At 73.7% G+C, this 15,792-nt stretch carries 13 protein-coding genes; 5 read left to right on the top strand and 8 right to left on the bottom strand.

Annotation, left to right across the window (positions count from 1 at the left end; translation table 11 throughout):
• Window positions 1-3: 3 nt before the first annotated feature.
• From ABWU78_RS20055 to ABWU78_RS20070, 4 genes are all read right to left on the bottom strand, one after another.
• Window positions 4-1,257: an ABC transporter ATP-binding protein gene (locus ABWU78_RS20055; RefSeq protein ID WP_253051042.1), complete on the bottom strand. Its 1,254-nt coding sequence runs from the start codon at window positions 1,255-1,257 to the stop codon at window positions 4-6.
• Window positions 1,258-1,375: 118 nt separating this feature from the next.
• Window positions 1,376-2,227, bottom strand: coding sequence for a carbohydrate ABC transporter permease (locus ABWU78_RS20060; protein ID WP_439159311.1), 852 nt, complete (start codon window positions 2,225-2,227; stop codon window positions 1,376-1,378).
• Complete coding sequence (locus ABWU78_RS20065; protein WP_439159312.1) at window positions 2,227-3,285, bottom strand: carbohydrate ABC transporter permease; 1,059 nt, start codon at window positions 3,283-3,285, stop codon at window positions 2,227-2,229. Before ABWU78_RS20065 ends, ABWU78_RS20060 begins: the two co-directional genes overlap by 1 nt.
• Window positions 3,282-4,574 carry a sugar ABC transporter substrate-binding protein gene (locus ABWU78_RS20070; protein WP_353707963.1) on the bottom strand — a complete coding sequence of 431 codons (1,293 nt, stop codon included), beginning with the start codon at window positions 4,572-4,574 and terminating at the stop codon, window positions 3,282-3,284. Before ABWU78_RS20070 ends, ABWU78_RS20065 begins: the two co-directional genes overlap by 4 nt.
• A 129-nt stretch (window positions 4,575-4,703) precedes the next feature.
• On the opposite strand from ABWU78_RS20070, the gene ABWU78_RS20075 reads away from it, so the two are divergent.
• Both ABWU78_RS20075 and ABWU78_RS20080 read left to right on the top strand, forming a co-directional pair.
• A complete protein-coding gene (locus ABWU78_RS20075) occupies window positions 4,704-5,381 on the top strand; it encodes a carbonic anhydrase (protein ID WP_353707962.1) in 678 nt (225 codons plus the stop codon).
• A gap of 97 nt (window positions 5,382-5,478) precedes the next feature.
• Window positions 5,479-6,924 carry a class II fumarate hydratase gene (locus tag ABWU78_RS20080; RefSeq protein WP_253051037.1) on the top strand — a complete coding sequence of 482 codons (1,446 nt, stop codon included), beginning with the start codon at window positions 5,479-5,481 and terminating at the stop codon, window positions 6,922-6,924.
• 105 nt (window positions 6,925-7,029) lie between these two features.
• Here ABWU78_RS20080 and ABWU78_RS20085 read toward each other — a convergent pair whose 3' ends face one another.
• The gene (locus ABWU78_RS20085; RefSeq protein ID WP_253051036.1) at window positions 7,030-7,518 is read right to left on the bottom strand and encodes a MarR family winged helix-turn-helix transcriptional regulator; all 489 of its coding nucleotides are present in this window, start codon (window positions 7,516-7,518) and stop codon (window positions 7,030-7,032) included.
• A gap of 584 nt (window positions 7,519-8,102) precedes the next feature.
• On the opposite strand from ABWU78_RS20085, the gene ABWU78_RS20090 reads away from it, so the two are divergent.
• Window positions 8,103-9,089 (top strand): FUSC family protein, encoded by a 987-nt coding sequence (locus ABWU78_RS20090; protein WP_439159313.1) that lies wholly within the window; start codon window positions 8,103-8,105, stop codon window positions 9,087-9,089.
• A 58-nt stretch (window positions 9,090-9,147) separates the two neighbouring features.
• Here the strand turns inward: ABWU78_RS20090 and ABWU78_RS20095 are convergent, their stop codons facing one another.
• The 3 genes from ABWU78_RS20095 to ABWU78_RS20105 form a co-directional block, all read right to left on the bottom strand.
• Window positions 9,148-10,515 carry a PhoH family protein gene (locus ABWU78_RS20095; RefSeq protein ID WP_439159314.1) on the bottom strand — a complete coding sequence of 456 codons (1,368 nt, stop codon included), beginning with the start codon at window positions 10,513-10,515 and terminating at the stop codon, window positions 9,148-9,150.
• Window positions 10,516-10,855: 340 nt separating this feature from the next.
• Window positions 10,856-12,364 carry a DHA2 family efflux MFS transporter permease subunit gene (locus ABWU78_RS20100; RefSeq protein ID WP_439159316.1) on the bottom strand — a complete coding sequence of 503 codons (1,509 nt, stop codon included), beginning with the start codon at window positions 12,362-12,364 and terminating at the stop codon, window positions 10,856-10,858.
• 134 nt (window positions 12,365-12,498) lie between these two features.
• Entirely contained in the window at window positions 12,499-13,119 is a 621-nt protein-coding gene (locus ABWU78_RS20105; protein WP_253051033.1) for a PadR family transcriptional regulator, read from the bottom strand.
• A gap of 191 nt (window positions 13,120-13,310) precedes the next feature.
• Between ABWU78_RS20105 and ABWU78_RS20110 the strand changes: the two genes are divergently transcribed.
• Window positions 13,311-14,777 carry an amidase gene (locus ABWU78_RS20110; protein ID WP_439159315.1) on the top strand — a complete coding sequence of 489 codons (1,467 nt, stop codon included), beginning with the start codon at window positions 13,311-13,313 and terminating at the stop codon, window positions 14,775-14,777.
• Complete coding sequence (locus ABWU78_RS20115; RefSeq protein WP_253051031.1) at window positions 14,744-15,328, top strand: DUF1697 domain-containing protein; 585 nt, start codon at window positions 14,744-14,746, stop codon at window positions 15,326-15,328. Before ABWU78_RS20110 ends, ABWU78_RS20115 begins: the two co-directional genes overlap by 34 nt.
• Window positions 15,329-15,792: the final 464 nt, after the last annotated feature.

The raw sequence follows: 15,792 nt of genomic DNA on the forward strand, positions 1-15,792 counted from the left end.
ACCTCAGACCTGGGCGTCCTGCTTCTGGGCTCGCTCCAGCGACCGCTTGCGGTCCTCGGCGTTCTCCTCCTCGATGCGGTCCGCCTCGGCGTCGTCGCGCGTGAGGTTCTCGCTCGTCTCGGGGTCGAAGATCATCATCTTCGTCGGGTCGAACCACAGCTCCGTCGTGTCGCCGTCGCGCACGCGCGACGCGGAGTCCAGGGCGACGACGAACTGGCTGCGCAGGCCCTCGCCGTCGAGCTCGCGGTCCAGCTCCTCGAGCTGGCCCTTCACGGACTCGTGCATGTCGAACGGCACGTACGCGTAGAGCTCCGCCCCGAGCCACTCCGTGACGTCGATCTGGATCTCGAACGTGTGGCCGCGGTCCTTCTTGGACGGGTCCACGAGCCGCGCGTCCTCGAAGTGCTCGGGCCGCAGCCCCACGATGACGAGGCTCCGGTCGCCCACGACGGACGCGACGTTCTCCGGCATGTCGAACTCGCCGAACGGCAGCGTGATCCGCCCGCCCGACACCTCGCCCGGCAGGAAGTTCATGGGCGGCGTGCCGATGAACCCCGCCACGAACAGGTTGACGGGCTGCTCGTAGAGCCCGCGCGGGCTCGCGACCTGCTGGAGGACGCCGCGGCGCAGCACCGCGACGCGGTCGCCGAGCGTCATGGCCTCGGTCTGGTCGTGGGTGACGTAGACGGTCGTCGTGCCGAGGCGCCGCTGGAGCCGGGCGATCTCCGTGCGTGTCTGCCCGCGCAGCTTGGCGTCGAGGTTGGACAGGGGCTCGTCGAAGAGGAACGCCTTCGCGTCGCGCACGATCGCGCGCCCCATCGCGACGCGCTGGCGCTGGCCGCCGGACAGGTTCGCGGGCTTGCGGTCCAGGTGCTCGCGGAGGTCGAGCATGTCGGCCGCGCGCTCGACCTTCTCGCGGATCTCCTCCTCGCTGTGCTTGCCCTTGGCGAGGCGCAGCGGGAAGGCGATGTTCTCCGCGACCGTGAGGTGCGGGTACAGCGCGTAGTTCTGGAACACCATCGCGAGGTCGCGCTCGCGCGGCGCCTTCTCGTTGACGCGCGTGCCGTCGATGTCGAGCTCGCCCGAGGTGATGTCCTCGAGCCCGACGATCATGCGCAGGACCGTCGACTTCCCCGAGCCGGACGGGCCGACGAGGATGACGAACTCGCCGTCGGCGATGTCGAGGTTCACGCGGTCCACCGCGAGGAACCCGTCGCCGTAGCGCTTGACGATGTCCTTGAGGGTGATCGACGCCATCAGCTCTCTCCTCGGGTTCGGCGTGCGGCACGGTGCCCGACGACGCGGGCGGGGCGCGGCGGTGCCGCGGCGGGCAGCGGGGTCGGCTGCCGGGTGGTCCCCCGGCGATCGGTCGTGCTCATCCCTTCACCGCCCCCTGGGTCAGGCCGGAGACGATCTGACGCTGGAAGAGCACGACGAGGACGACGACCGGGATCGTCACCACGACGGCCGCCGCGGAGATCGCGCCGGTCGGCTCCTCGAAGTACGACGCCCCCGTGAAGAACGCGAGCGCCGCCGGGACGGGACGGGCCGCGCTCGTCGACGTGAGCGAGATGCCGTAGACGAAGTCGTTCCAGGCGATGAAGAAGGCGATGAGCGCCGTCGTGAAGACGCCCGGCGCGGCGAGCGGGACGATCGCCTTGCGGAACGCCTGCCACGGCGTCGCGCCGTCGACCTGGGCCGCCTGCTCGAGCTCCCACGGGATCTGCCGGAAGAACGCGGCGAGCGTCCAGATGGAGATCGGGAGCGTGAGCGACAGGTACGGGATGATGAGGCCCAGCCACGTGTCGTACAGGCCGATGTTGCGCCAGAGGTTGAACAGCGGCGTGACGATCGAGACGACCGGGAAGATCGAGACGCCGAGCGCCGTCGTGAGGATGAGGCGCTTGCCCGGGAAGTCCAGGCGCGCGATGGCGTACGCGCACAGCGTGGCGAGCACGACGGCGATGAGGGTCGCGATGAGCGAGATGCCGATGGAGTTGCGCAGCGCCGAGAGGAACAGCTCCTGCGCCGAACCGCCCGAGGCGAGGATCTGCTCGTAGTTCGCGGTGCTCCACTGCGGCGGCAGGAAGGTCCCGGAGTTGATGTCGCTGGGCCCCTTGAAGCTCGTCATGAAGATCGACAGGACGGGGAACAGCGCCCCGACGAGGACGACGACCGTGATGACGGCCCACCAGATCTTGGCCCGGGTGCTGAGGACGCTGCCCATCACTTCTCCCCCCTCGCGCCGGCGAGATCCACCTTGAAGAGCTTGATCGCGACGAAGCAGATGAGCACGACGCACAGGAACAGCAGCACGGAGATCGCCGAGCCCATGCCGATCTGGAGCTGGCCGATCGAGGTCCGGTACGCGAGCAGCGAGAGCACCTCGGTGCCGTTGGCCCCGTTCGTCATGATGAAGACGTTGTCGAAGATGCGGAACGCGTCGAGAGCGCGGAACAGGACGGCGACCATGATCGCGGCCTTCATGTTCGGCACGATGACCCGCGTGAACCGCTGCCACGCGGTCGCGCCGTCGACCTTGGCGGCCTCCTCGAGGTCGCCCGGCACCTGCGCGAGTCCGGCGAGCAGGAGGAGGGAGATGAACGGCGTCGTCTTCCAGACCTCGGACATGATGATGACGAACAGGCTCGTGCCCTGCTGCGCGAACCAGTTGAGGTCGGGGCCGATCCCCGGGACCCAGTCGAACCAGTGGTTGACGTACCCGGACGTGATGTCGAACGCGTAGAACCACGCGAACGCCGAGACGACCGTGATGATCCCGTAGGGCACGAGGATCGCGGTGCGCAGGAGCCCGCGCAGCCGCTTGATCGCGCGGTGCATGACGAGCGCGAGCGCGAAGCCGAGGACGAGCTCGACGAGCACCGTGACGACCGTGATGAAGAGCGTGACGCCGAGGTCTCGCCACCACACCGAGTCCGTGAGGATCACGACGTAGTTGTTGAGCCCGACGAACGCGCGGTCGTCCGGGGCGGTGAGCTTGTAGTTGAAGAGCGAGTCGTAGACCGCCTGGAGGATCGGGTACAGCGTCACGGCGAGCATGACGACGAACGCCGGTCCGGCGAGGTACCACCCGAGGCGCGCCTCGGCGCGGGCCCGGTCGCTGCGCGCGGCCTTCGCGGCGGCGTCGGGCGCGCCGCGGGCGTCGTCCCCGTGCTCGCGACGCGACTCCGGGGTGCGACGCGTCGGCGCGTCGTCGGTGGTGGTCGACGGCGTGGAGGCGTGCCGGCCGCGGGGTGCGGGCTCGGCGGGAGGTCCGGCGTTCACAGGAGTCGCTCCCCTCGCAGGACGGCGGTGATGAACTCGGTGGACTGCTGCGGGGTCGTGTCGGGGTCGACGGACGCCGGCGGGTACCACGTCTGCTGCAGGCCCGTGGAGACCTCGTTGTAGAACGGCGTCTGCGGTCGCGGCGCGGCCTGGTCGAGCGAGTCGCGGATGACGTCGTACATGGGGAAGGCCTTCTGGACGTCGGGGTCGTCGTAGGCCTTGATGCTCGCCGCGGGGTTCCCGTTGGTCACGAAGTACTCGGCCTGGTTCTCCGGGCTGACGATGCACTGCGCCGCCTCGTACGCGAGGTCGGTGTGCTTGCCGAACGCCCCGATGCCGAGCGAGATCCCGCCGTACGGCGGGCGGGCGTCCTCGCCCTCGGTGGTCTGCGGGTAGAGGGCCCAGCCGATGTCGTCGAGCAGGGACTGGTCGAGCGACCCCGCGTCGACCGCGCTCTGGGTGGAGGACCAGACGAACGGCCAGTTGACCATGAACGACCCGCGGTCGCCCTGGAACTTCGTCAGGGAGGCCGGCTCGTCCTCGCTCGGCAGCCCCGGACCGCCGACGCCGGACGTGCCGATCTCGCCGATGATGGTCGCCGCGGCCTTGCCCGCGTCGGTGTCGAGGCCGAGCTTCACCTCGTCCGCGGGCGCCTCCGGGTTCTCGAGGATGTGTCCGCCCGCGCCCTCGACGAGCGCGTTGATCCACACCGTCAGCGACTCGGCCTTGGCGCCCTGGACCGCGAGGAGCTTGTCCTGGTCCTGCGCGGCCTGCATGATCTGGTCCCACGTGACGGGCTGTGACAGGTCGAGCCCCGCGGCCTCGGCGACCGACTTGCGGTACCAGAGGAGCTGCGTGTTGGCCCAGAACGGGATGGCGACCAGCTCGTCCTTCCACGTCGACGCGTCGATCGCGCCCTGCACGACGTCCTGCGTCGTCGCGTCGGCGACGTCGGCGGGCACCGGGGCGAGGAAGTCGGCCTCCGCGAACTCGGCGATGAACACCGGGTCGAGGCTCATGATGTCGATCGACGAGTCCTTCGCCGCGAGGCGGCGGGCGAGCTGCTCGCGCTGCGACGCGGCGTCGCGGGGCAGGAGCTCGGTCTGGATCCGGTACGCGCCCCCGGCGGCCTCCGTGCAGGCCGCGGCGATGTCGGCCTGCCCGCCGTTGTCCGGGTTGATGTACCACGTGAGCACCGGCGTCCCGTCGTCGCCCGGGCCGCACGCGGCGAGCGGCGCCACGAGCCCCGCGGCGACCAGGACGGCGAGTGCTCGGGTGCGTCGGCGCACGTCGGCTCCCCTCGGTCGCGGCTTCCCCCGTCTCCGGGGTGTCACCCTCCATGGCTACACCTCCCGGGCGCGGCCCGCCATGCGAACGGGCACGTCATGAGGGCCGCGCGGTACGCGATGATGGGAGCCATGACCTCTCCCACCCCCGCACCGCCGGCCCGTTCGCTCACCCCCGCCGAGGCGTGGGCGACGCTGCGGTCCGGCAACGACCGCTTCGTCGCCGACGCCCCGCTCCACCCGTCGCAGGGCGCGGACCGACGGCGGGAGACCTCGGCGGCACAGCACCCGCACACGGTGCTGTTCGGGTGCTCGGACTCGCGCGTCGCGGCGGAGATCATCTTCGACCAGGGCCTCGGCGACATGTTCGTCGTGCGCACCGCGGGCCACGTCGTCGACACGACCGTGCTCGGGTCGATCGAGTACGGCGTCGAGATCCTGTCCGCGCCGCTCGTCGTCGTGCTCGGTCACGACTCGTGCGGCGCGGTCGGTGCCGCGGTGGACACGCTGACGACCGGCGCCCAGGCGGACGGGTTCGTCCGGGCCGTCGTCGACCGGGTCATCCCGTCGATCGCGAAGATCACGGGCGCCGGGAACGGCTCGCTCGAGAACCTCGACCCCGCCGTGCTGCGCCGCGAGCACGTGCGCAACACGGTCGACATGCTCCACTCGTACTCCGCCGGTCTCGCGGCCGCGGTCGCGGACGGGCGCTGCGCGATCGTCGGCGTCGAGTACGACTTCGCCGAGGGCCGCGCCCACCTGGTCGACGTCGTGGGCGACGTCGGCGAGGCGCCCCTCGCCGACGCCTGAGACCTCGTCCACGCGTCCGGACGACGCCTCCCGCGACCCGCGTGACCTCGGTCACGCGGATTGCGGGAGCCCGCGCGCGGTGCGGCAGGATGGCCCCATGACTGCATCTCCCGAGGCCTCCGGCGGCGTCGCCGGCGAGACCGCACCGACGACCGAGTACCGCATCGAGCACGACACCATGGGCGAGGTGCGCGTCCCCGCGCAGGCTCTCTACCGCGCGCAGACGCAGCGCGCCGTGGAGAACTTCCCGATCTCCGGCACCCCGCTCGAGCGCGGCCACATCGAGGCCCTCGCACGCGTGAAGAAGGCCGCGGCCCGGGCGAACGCCGAGCTCGGCGTGCTCGACGAGGACGTCGCCGCCGCCATCGTCGCAGCGGCCGACGAGGTCGCCTCCGGCGCGCACGACGCGCACTTCCCGGTGGACGTCTACCAGACCGGGTCCGGGACGTCGTCGAACATGAACACGAACGAGGTCCTCGCGACGCTCGCCACGCGCTCGCTCGGGCGTGACGTGCACCCGAACGACCACGTCAACGCCTCGCAGTCCTCCAACGACGTGTTCCCGACGTCGGTGCACGTCGCCGCGACCGCCGGGGTCGTGCGGGACCTCGTGCCCGCGCTCGGCCACCTGGCCGACGCGCTCGAGGCGAAGTCGGCGGAGTTCGCGACCGTCGTGAAGTCGGGCCGGACGCACCTCATGGACGCGACGCCCGTCACGCTCGGGCAGGAGTTCGGCGGCTACGCCGCGGCGATCCGCTACGGCGTCGAGCGGCTGGAGTCGGCGCTCCCCCGCGCCGCGGAGGTCCCGCTCGGCGGCACCGCCGTCGGTACCGGCATCAACACGCCCGCCGGGTTCCCCCAGCGCGTCATCGCGCTGCTGGTCGAGGACACGGGCCTGCCCCTCACGGAGGCCCGCGACCACTTCGAGGCGCAGTCCTCGCGCGACGGCCTCGTCGAGCTCTCGGGCGCGCTGCGCACCATCGCGGTGTCGCTCACCAAGATCTGCAACGACCTGCGCTGGATGGGCTCCGGCCCCAACACGGGCCTCGGCGAGATCTTCATCCCCGACCTCCAGCCGGGCAGCTCGATCATGCCGGGCAAGGTGAACCCCGTCGTCCCGGAGGCCGTGCTCATGGTCGCCGCGCGCGTGATCGGCAACGACGCGACCGTGGCGTGGGCCGGCGCGTCGGGCTCGTTCGAGCTCAACGTGCAGATCCCCGTCATCGCCCAGGGCGTCCTCGAGTCGATCCGCCTCCTCGCGAACGCGTCGCGCGTGCTCGCGGACAAGACCGTCGCGGGCATCACGGCGAACGTCGAGCGCGCGCTCGCGCTCGCCGAGTCCTCGCCGTCGATCGTCACGCCGCTCAACCGCGTGATCGGCTACGAGGCGGCCGCCAAGGTCGCGAAGCACTCCGTCAAGGAGGGCCTCACCGTCCGCCAGGCCGTGATCGACCTCGGCTTCGTCGAGCGCGGCGAGGTCACCGAGGCGCAGCTCGACGAGGCGCTCGACGTGCTGTCGATGACGCGCCCGCCGCAGGCCTGACCCGCCGGACCGACCGTTCCGCCCGCGAGCCGGGCGGGGTGCGCGCGCACCCCGCCCGGCTCTCGCCGTCCGGGCTCCGCAGCGGTCGAGCGCCGCGACCCGCGGTCAGTAGTCGACGGGGTCGAGGCGGCGCAGGACGACGCCGAGCAGCCGTGCGAGCTCGGCACGCTCGTCCGCGTCGAGGTCCGCGAGCGCCGCGCGCTCCCGGTCGAGCTGCTGCGGGAAGACCTCGTCGACGAGCGCGACCCCGTCCCCCGTGAGGGCGACGAGCACGCCGCGCCGGTCGCGCTCGGCGACGGTGCGCTCGACGAGCCCGGCGCGCTCGAGCCGGTCGAGGCGCTTGGTGATGGACGCACCGGGGGCGCCGGTCATCGTGGTCACCTCCCCCGCGCGCAGCGGACGCCCGGCGCGCCGCAGCGCGGCGAGCACGTCGAACTCCGCGCGCGAGACGTCGTGGCGCGCCGCCGAGCGTTCGAGCGCGCCCTCGAGGAGGCCCGCGACGCGGCGCAGCCGCGCCCCGACGGCGGAGGTCGAGGTGTCGAGGTCCGGCCGCTGCTCGGCCCACTCCGCTCGCACGCGGTCCACGTAGTCCACAGGACCAGGATAGGGCGGGCATCACAGTATTTCACTGGTGAAACATTCTGGAACGACCGCTACCCTGGGACGGACATGCCTCTCCTCCCGCCTCTCCCGTCCCCCGCGGTCGCCGCGCTCGCACCCGTGCGCGCCGCGGCGCAGGACGTCCTCGACCCCGCCCACCTGCGTGCCGCCCTCCACGTGAACCCTGCCGACGCGACGCTCGCCGCCGCGCTGCGGTGCGGCGCCGCCGTCGCGCTCGCGATCGCGGTGCCAGGCCTGCTCGGCCGTCCCGACCTCGCCGCGTTCGCCTCGCTCGGCGCCCTGACCTCGCTCTACGGGCGCTACGACCCCTATCGTCGCCGCGCCGCCCTCCTCGCCACGGTGGGGGGTCTGATGACGGGGACGATCGCCCTGTTCACGCTCCTGGCCGTCGTCGGCGCGCCCACGCTCGCGACGACCGCGGCCGTCGCGGCGCTCGCTGCGAGCGCGACGGCGTTCTGCCTCCTCGTCCGCACCGGCCCCCGGGCGCGACGATCGTCGTCTTCGCCGCCGGGGCGGGCCTCGCGGGATCCCCGGATCTCGGCGACCTCGTTCCCCGCGTGCTCGCCGGCGCGTCCGGCGCGCTCCTCGCGTGGCTCGTCTGCATGGCCGGTGCGCTCGTACGGCCCACAGCGCCCGCGCGTCTCGCCGTCCGGCGCGCCGCCGACGCCGTCACGGTCGCCGCGCGAGAGGCCTCGCCCGGGGCGGGCGCGTCGGCGGTCGCCGCGCGAGAGGCCTCACGCGGGGCGGGCGCGTCGGCGGCCGTCGCGCGAGAGGCCTCTCACGGTCGGGACGCCGCCCCCGGCGCGCGGCCGACCGACGCCGCGTCCCCCGTGCCGAGCCGGCACGCCGCCCGCGCGGCACGGCTCGCGGTCGCCCGGGCGCGCGACGTGCTCGCCGACGACGCGTCGTGGCGCCTGCCCCGGGGCGCCGTCCCGGCTCTCGCCCGCGAGCTCGACGAGATCGAGCGGGCGCTCGACGCCCTGGGCGTCCCGCGGGACGGCACCGCGGCACCCGTCCGTACCTCGCTCACCGCCCAGGCGCGGTCCCGCGTCCGTGGCCCGTGGCGGCTCGCGACGGCGCGTGTCGGGATCTCCGGGCTCGTCGCCGGCGGTGTCGCCGCGGTCGCCGGCCTCGGGCACGCCGCCTGGGCGACCATGGGCTCGACCGCCGTCCTCCAGGGCGAGTCGGCGCGCCACGCCGTCGTGCGGGCGCTCCAGCGCGGGGCCGGCACCGTCGCGGGAGCGCTGCTCGCGTGGCCGCTGCTCGCCGCGCCGCTCGGGTTCTGGGGGACCGCCGCGGTCGTCGTGGTGCTCCAGACCGTGACCGAGACGATCGTGGGACGCCACTACGGTCTCGCGATGCTCACCATCACGCCCATGGCGCTCCTCATGACGTCGCTCGCACACCCGGCCGACCCGGCCGGGCTCGCGCTCGACCGCGCTCTGGACACGGTCCTGGGCGCCGCCGTCGGAGTCCTCGCGGTGGTCCTCGTCCACCCGCGCACCCGCCCCCGCGCGAGAGAGAACCCCGGTACCGCGAGGTAGAGCTCTGGTACCGCGAGGTAGAGGCCCGGTCATGACCAGGCCTCTACCTCGCGGCGGGTCAGACCTCGATCGACTCGAGCATCTCCGTGACCAGGGCGGCGACGGGCGAGCGCTCGGAGCGCGTGAGCGTCACGTGCGCGAACAGCGGGTGGCCCTTGAGCGCCTCGATGACCGCGGCGACGCCGTCGTGCCGTCCGACGCGCAGGTTGTCGCGCTGCGCGACGTCGTGCGTGAGGACGACGCGCGACGACTGCCCGATGCGCGAGAGCACGGTGAGCAGCACGTTGCGCTCGAGCGACTGGGCCTCGTCGACGATGACGAACGCGTCGTGGAGCGAGCGCCCGCGGATGTGCGTGAGCGGGAGCACCTCGAGCATCTCGCGGTCGATCACCTCGTCGAGCACCTGGGGCGAGACGAGCGCGCCGAGCGTGTCGTAGACGGCCTGCGCCCACGGGTTCATCTTCTCGGCCTCGGAGCCGGGGAGGTAGCCGAGCTCCTGGCCGCCCACCGCGTAGAGCGGGCGGAACACCATGACCTTGCGGTGCTGCCGGCGCTCCATCACCGCCTCGAGACCCGCGCACATCGCGAGCGCCGACTTGCCCGTCCCCGCCCGGCCACCGAGCGACACGATCCCGACGGACTCGTCGAGGAGCAGGTCGATCGCGACGCGCTGCTCGGCCGAGCGGCCGTGCAGCCCGAAGAGCTCGCGGTCCCCGCGCACGAGCTGCACGTGCTTGTCGGCGGTGACGCGCCCGAGCGCGGACCCGCGCGGGGAGTGCACGACGAGCCCCGTGTGGCAGTGCAGCGGCCCGGCGGCCTCGACGACCTCCGGGTCGAGGCTCGTGAGCTCGACGGACTCGTGCTCCCAGAGCGACGCCGCCTCGGCGTCCGTGAAGGAGATCTCCCCCATGCCCGTCCAGCCCGAGTCCACGGCGAGCTCGTGACGGTACTCCTCCGCGCGCAGCCCGACCGCCGACGCCTTGACCCGCATCGGCAGGTCCTTGGACACGACCGTCACGTCGTGCCCCTCCGCCGCGAGGTTCGCGGCGACGGACAGGATGCGCGTGTCGTTGTCGCCCAGCCGGAAGCCGGCGGGGAGGACGTCCGGGTCGGTGTGGTTGAGCTCGACGCGCAGGGTCCCGCCCACGTCGCCGACCGGGATCGGGGCGTCGAGACGGCCGTGCCTGACGCGCAGGTCGTCGAGCATGCGCAGCGCGCTGCGGGCGAAGTACCCCAGCTCCGCGTGGTGGCGCTTGGCCTCCAGCTCGGTGATGACGACGACCGGGAGGACGACGTCGTGCTCGGCGAACCGCCCGATCGCGCGGGGGTCGCTCAGCAGGACCGAGGTGTCGACGACGAACGTGCGACGCGCGTCGTCTCGCGCGTCGTCCTGCGGGGTGGGGGTGGTGGGTGAGGTGCGGACCACGAGGGCTCCCCTCCGGCGCGCGGGCGCCGTTCTCTCTCTGGGCGAGGCAGGCGACCGGCCGTCGGGCCGTGGGTGCCACGGCTCAGCAGCGCCGGTGCCGGCCCCCCTGAGCGGAGCGTGAACCCCATCGGCTGGCCTCCCGGAGGACGGCGGTGGTGCCGTCCGTCCCCTCGAAACTACGCCCGTGTGATTCGGCTCACCACCCCCGACACACCTCCGGGGCGAGGTTTAACCCTCCGTTCACGGGATCGTCCGGGTGCGTGCTCCGCGAGATCGGCCCGAGCGTCCGAGATCGACCCTCGGAGGGCCGATCTCGCGACGCACGGGCCGATCTCGCGGGTCAGTGCTCGACGTGCTTCGGCGCCATCGCGATCGCGCACACGAAGCCGAGGACCAGGACCGCGGCCGTGACCGCGAGCGTCTGCCCGACGGCGGTCGCGAACCCCTGGTGGAACGCGGCGGTGGCGGCGTCGGTCACCTGGCGCGCGACGTCGTCGGGCACCCCGGGCGGGAGGTCGAACGACCCGCCCGCGCCGCCCTGCAGGGAGCCGGCGTTCGCGAACCCGTCGACGAACTGCTGGCGGAACTGCTCGGGGACGGAGGCCGCCGCGTCCTGCGCGGCGGCAGGGAGGGTGACGGCGAGGCGCGCGGTGAGCGTCGCGACGATCGCCGCCGAGCCGATGACGCCGCCCACCTGGCGCGTGGTGTTGAACGCGCCCGCCCCGGCGCCGGCGGTGCGGTGGTCGAGGCCCGACGTCGCGAGGTTGGCGAGCGGCGAGAACACGCAGCCGGTACCGATGCCGAACAGCGTCATCGGGAGCACGATCGTCGCGACCGACACCCCCGGCCCGACGACGACGGCGAGCCACCCGATCGCGACCGCGAGGACGCCGAACCCGGTCGCCACGACCCACTTGGCGGGCACCTTGTCCGACAGGCGACCGGCGAGCGGGGCCACGATCCCGGAGACGAGCGACCCGGGCAGGTTGACGAGGGCGGCGTGCAGCGGCGACAGCCCGAGGATGGACTGCAGGAAGATCGTCAGCGGGAAGAAGATCCCGATCATCGCGAACGAGACGGACATGCCGGCGACGTTCGCGAGCGAGAAGTTGCGGGAGCGGAAGAGCTTGAGGGGCAGCAGCGCGCCGTCGCCGAGGTGACGCTGCCACAGGACGAAGCCCACGAGCACGAGCAGCCCGGCGCCGATGACGCCCCAGACCGTGATCGGCCCGGTGATGGTGCCCCAGTCGTACGTCTCGCCCTCCTGGAGGCCGAAGACGACCGCGAACAGGCCGACGACCGAGAGCACGACGCCGAGGACGTCGAACGAGCGCTTGTTCGTCGCGAGGCGTGGCAGGCGCGTGAGCGCGAACCACAGCGCGACGACGCCGACCGGCACGTTGACGAAGAAGATCCACTCCCAGCCCCACGACTCGACGAACACGCCGCCGAGCAGCGGTCCGGCGATCGTCGCGACGCCGGCGGTCGCGCCCCACAGGCCCATGGCCGCACCGCGCTGCCGCGGCGGGAAGACGCGCGTGATCATCGCCATGGTCTGCGGCGTCATGAGCGCCGCGCCGACGCCCTGGACCACGCGCGCGGCGATGAGCATGCCGATCGAGCCCGAGAGTCCGCACCACGCGGACGCGAGCGTGAAGACCGCGAGCCCGACGACGAACACGGGCTTGGGGCCGTAGCGGTCCCCGAGCCGCCCGGCGAGCAGGAGCAGCACGGCGTAGGAGAGCAGGTAGGCGCTGTTCACCCAGCCGACCGCGACGAGCGACGCGTCGAGCTCGGTCTGGAGCGTCGGGACGGCGATGTTCACGATCGTGGTGTCGACCATGATCATGAAGAAGCCGAGGATGAGCGGCGGCAGGATGCTCCAGGCGCTGCGGCCGTGGAGGTCGACGAGGGGCACGACGCGCGAGCCGGCGTCGGCGGGCGCCGGGGCCGTGCTCGGGCTGCTGCCCGGGGCGGGAGTGGTCACGAGGTCTCCTGAGGTGAGGTCGTGCGGGGGAAGCGGAACGTGGGCGCGGGCTGGTCGGTCCAGCTCAGCGCGCCCGACTCGAGGTCGGCGACCGTCGCGTCGAGCCACGCGATCTCGGCCGCGACCTGGTGGAGCTGGAACGACGCGTCGAGCAGGTAGCGCCGGGGCAGCCCGCGCGCGACGACGCCGTCGAGGTGCTCGCGCACCCCGTCCGTCGCGGCCGCGAGCGCTGCCCGGCGCTCCCGCAGGAGGGCGAGGGCGTCGTCGAGCGGGAGGTCGTGCACGAGCGCGAGCCCCACCGGGAACGCCGGGTACTCGGGCGGCGTCTCGCGGACGAGGTCACGCGTGCGGTCGTGGTGCGCGGCGACGCCCGCGTCGGTGATGGCGTAGACGGTGCGCTCGGGCCGGTTGCCGTCGCGGTCGACGCCCGCGCGCTCGACGAGGCCGTCGCGCTCGAGCCGGTCGACCGCGTGGTAGACGGCGCCCGGGTTGAGCCGGACGAGCCGGTCGTCGCGCCGCTTGCGCAGGCGCACGAGCATCTCGTACGGGTGCATGGGCTGGTCGAGCAGCACGGCGAGCACGAGGGTCGCCGTCGGGCTGAGGCGCGGTGCGGGCACGGTCGTCTCCGGGACGGGTAGCACGGGGGGGTTCGCAGGCGGGGGCTGCGTGCGTCGTGCGTCGCGCGACGTCGGCCCCGGGCCAAGAAGTCCGTAAGGAATATTCCGCATGGAATATACGCCTCGACGCGGCGGCGTGTCGACCCGGGACGGTTCGCGCAGTCGTGACCCGCCGCGTAGGTTCACGACACATGAGCGTCACCGACCTGCTCGACCTCGACGCGACCGCCCTCGCCCACGCGCTCCGGACCGGCGACGCCTCCCCCACCGAGGTGCTCGACGCGACGCTCGACGCCGCCGCGGGCGTCGGCGCGGAGGTCGGCGCCTTCACCGTGCTCACCCCGGACCTCGCGCGCACGCAGGCGCTCACCGCGGAGTCCGCGCTCGTCGCGGCACGCCGCGCGGGCGCGCCCGTCGCCGGGTCCGCGGAGCCGGGCGCGCTGCCGCCGTTCCTCGGCGTCCCGTGCCCGGTCAAGGACCTCACCATGGTGGAGGGCGTGCCTCTCCGCGCCGGGTCGGCCGCGATCGACCCGTTCCCGGCGCCCCATGACGACGGCGTGGCGACCCTCCTGCGCGCCGCGGGCACCGTCATGGTCGGCAAGACGACCACTCCCGAGCTCGGGCTCCCCTGCTACACCGAGCCCGACGTCGGGCCCACGGCCCGCACGCCGTGGGACCTCGCGCGGTCCGCGGGCGGGTCGAGCGGCGGCGCCGCGGCCGCGGTCGCGGCACGCGTCGTCGCCGTCGCGCACGGGAGCGACGGCGGCGGATCGCTGCGCATCCCGGCGAGCGCGTGCGGGCTGGTCGGGCTCAAGCCGTCGCGCGGGCTCGTGAGCCCCGGGCCGTACGGGGTCGATGGCGCGGGGCTCGCCACGCACGGCGTCCTCACCCGGTCGGTGCGCGACGCTGCGGCGTTCCTCGACGTCCTCGCGCGACCGTGGCCGGGCGACACCTTCACGGCGCGCCTCGCGGCCGCGTCCGGCGCGCGGCGGCTCCGGGTCGGGCTCCTGCTCGACCCCGTGATCGCCGCCGACGCCCCCGTGCACCCGGCGTGCGCCGACGCCGCCCGCGCGACCGCGGCGCTCCTCGCCGGGCTCGGGCACGACGTCGTCGAGATCCCCCCTCCGTTCGGCGCCGAGCGCTGGGACGCGTTCGCCGCTCTGTGGTCGGTCGGCGCGCTCCAGGCCCCCGTCCCGCCGGACCGCGAGCACCTGCTCGTCCCGCTCACGCGGTGGCTCCGCGAGCGCGGGCGCGGCGTGAGCGGGCTCGCGTACGCGACCGCGCTCGCCGGGGTGCAGCAGCTCACCCGGGAGGTCGCCGCCGCCTGGGCCGGGGTCGACGTCGTGTTCTCCCCCACGCTCGCCCAGCCACCCGCGCTCGTCGGCAGCCAGCGGATGGACGACGACCCGGCCGCCGACTTCGCCGCGCAGACCGCGTTCACCCCCTGGACGAGCGTGTGGAACCTCACCGGCCGGCCCGCGATCTCGCTCCCGCTCGGCGAGGCACGCGTGACCGACCCCGACGGGTCCACGGCGACGGTCCCCGTGGGCGTGATGCTCGGCGCCGACCACGGCGACGACGCGCTCCTCCTCGACCTCGCCGCCCGCCTCGAGGAGGCCGCGCCGTGGTCCCACCGACGACCGGGGGCGTCGTCGTGACCGCCTACGTCGCGCTGCTGTTCGCCGTGAACGTGGGCGGGCGCAAGGTCCCGTCCACCGCGCTGCGCGAGCTCGCGGGCGAGCTCGGGTTCGCGCACGCCCGCACGGTCGTCAACAGCGGCAACCTCGTCGTCGCGCCCGGGACCTCCGGCGCGTCCCGGCCCGACGACGTCGCGCGTCTCCTCCACGACGCCGTCGCCGAACGCTTCGGCGTCGACGCCGCCGTCGCCGTGCTCACGACCGAGCGGCTCCGCAAGATCGTCCGCGGCAACCCCCTCCCCGACGACGCGGAGGAACGCCCCGCCGCGCTCCTCGTCCTCGTGGGCGAGACACCGGTCGACCCGGACGGCGCGACCACGATCCAGGCCCGGGGCGGGACCGAGCGAGCCGTCGTCGCGAACGGCGTCCTCTACGTCGCCTACCCCGACGGCATCGGCCGCTCGAAGCTCACGACGTCGGTCCTGACCAAGGCCGCCGGGACCCCGGTGACGGGCCGCAACTGGAACACCCTGACCCGCCTCCTCGCCCTCGCCGAGGACACCCCCACCTGACCGCTCCCGCCGAGCTAGAGCCGTGGTCGGCGAGGTAGAGCTGTGGTTCGGTGAGGTGGCATGGTCGGGTCTCAAGCCCGCGGGGTCAGGTCCGCGGTGGGGGTGGGCCCACCATGGCCCGGCGACCGGCCGACCAGGCGGCCCTGGCAGCCCGACCAGGCGACCTTGGCTCGTCCGGCACTCATGACGAGCCGAGACCACCTGCTCGGCGTGGCGTCGTGCGGCCCGGGCGACCTCGCGACGACACGGGGCGACGTCGCGAGAACAGGCCGAGTCGCGACCCACGACCCACGACCCACGACCCACGACCCTGACCCGCGGCTGCAGCCGCTGCGCCGCGGCGCAGTGGTGCCCGCGAGGCGCGCGACGGGCGGAGGTGTGCGGTGCCACGCGGCAAGCGGACGCAGCAACGGGAACGTGTCGGCGAACAGGCACCGCGGGCGGTCGCCCGGGTGAGGGACGAT

Source organism: Cellulosimicrobium sp. CpK407, assembly GCF_051844275.1.
GTDB lineage: Bacteria > Actinomycetota > Actinomycetes > Actinomycetales > Cellulomonadaceae > Cellulosimicrobium > Cellulosimicrobium cellulans_G.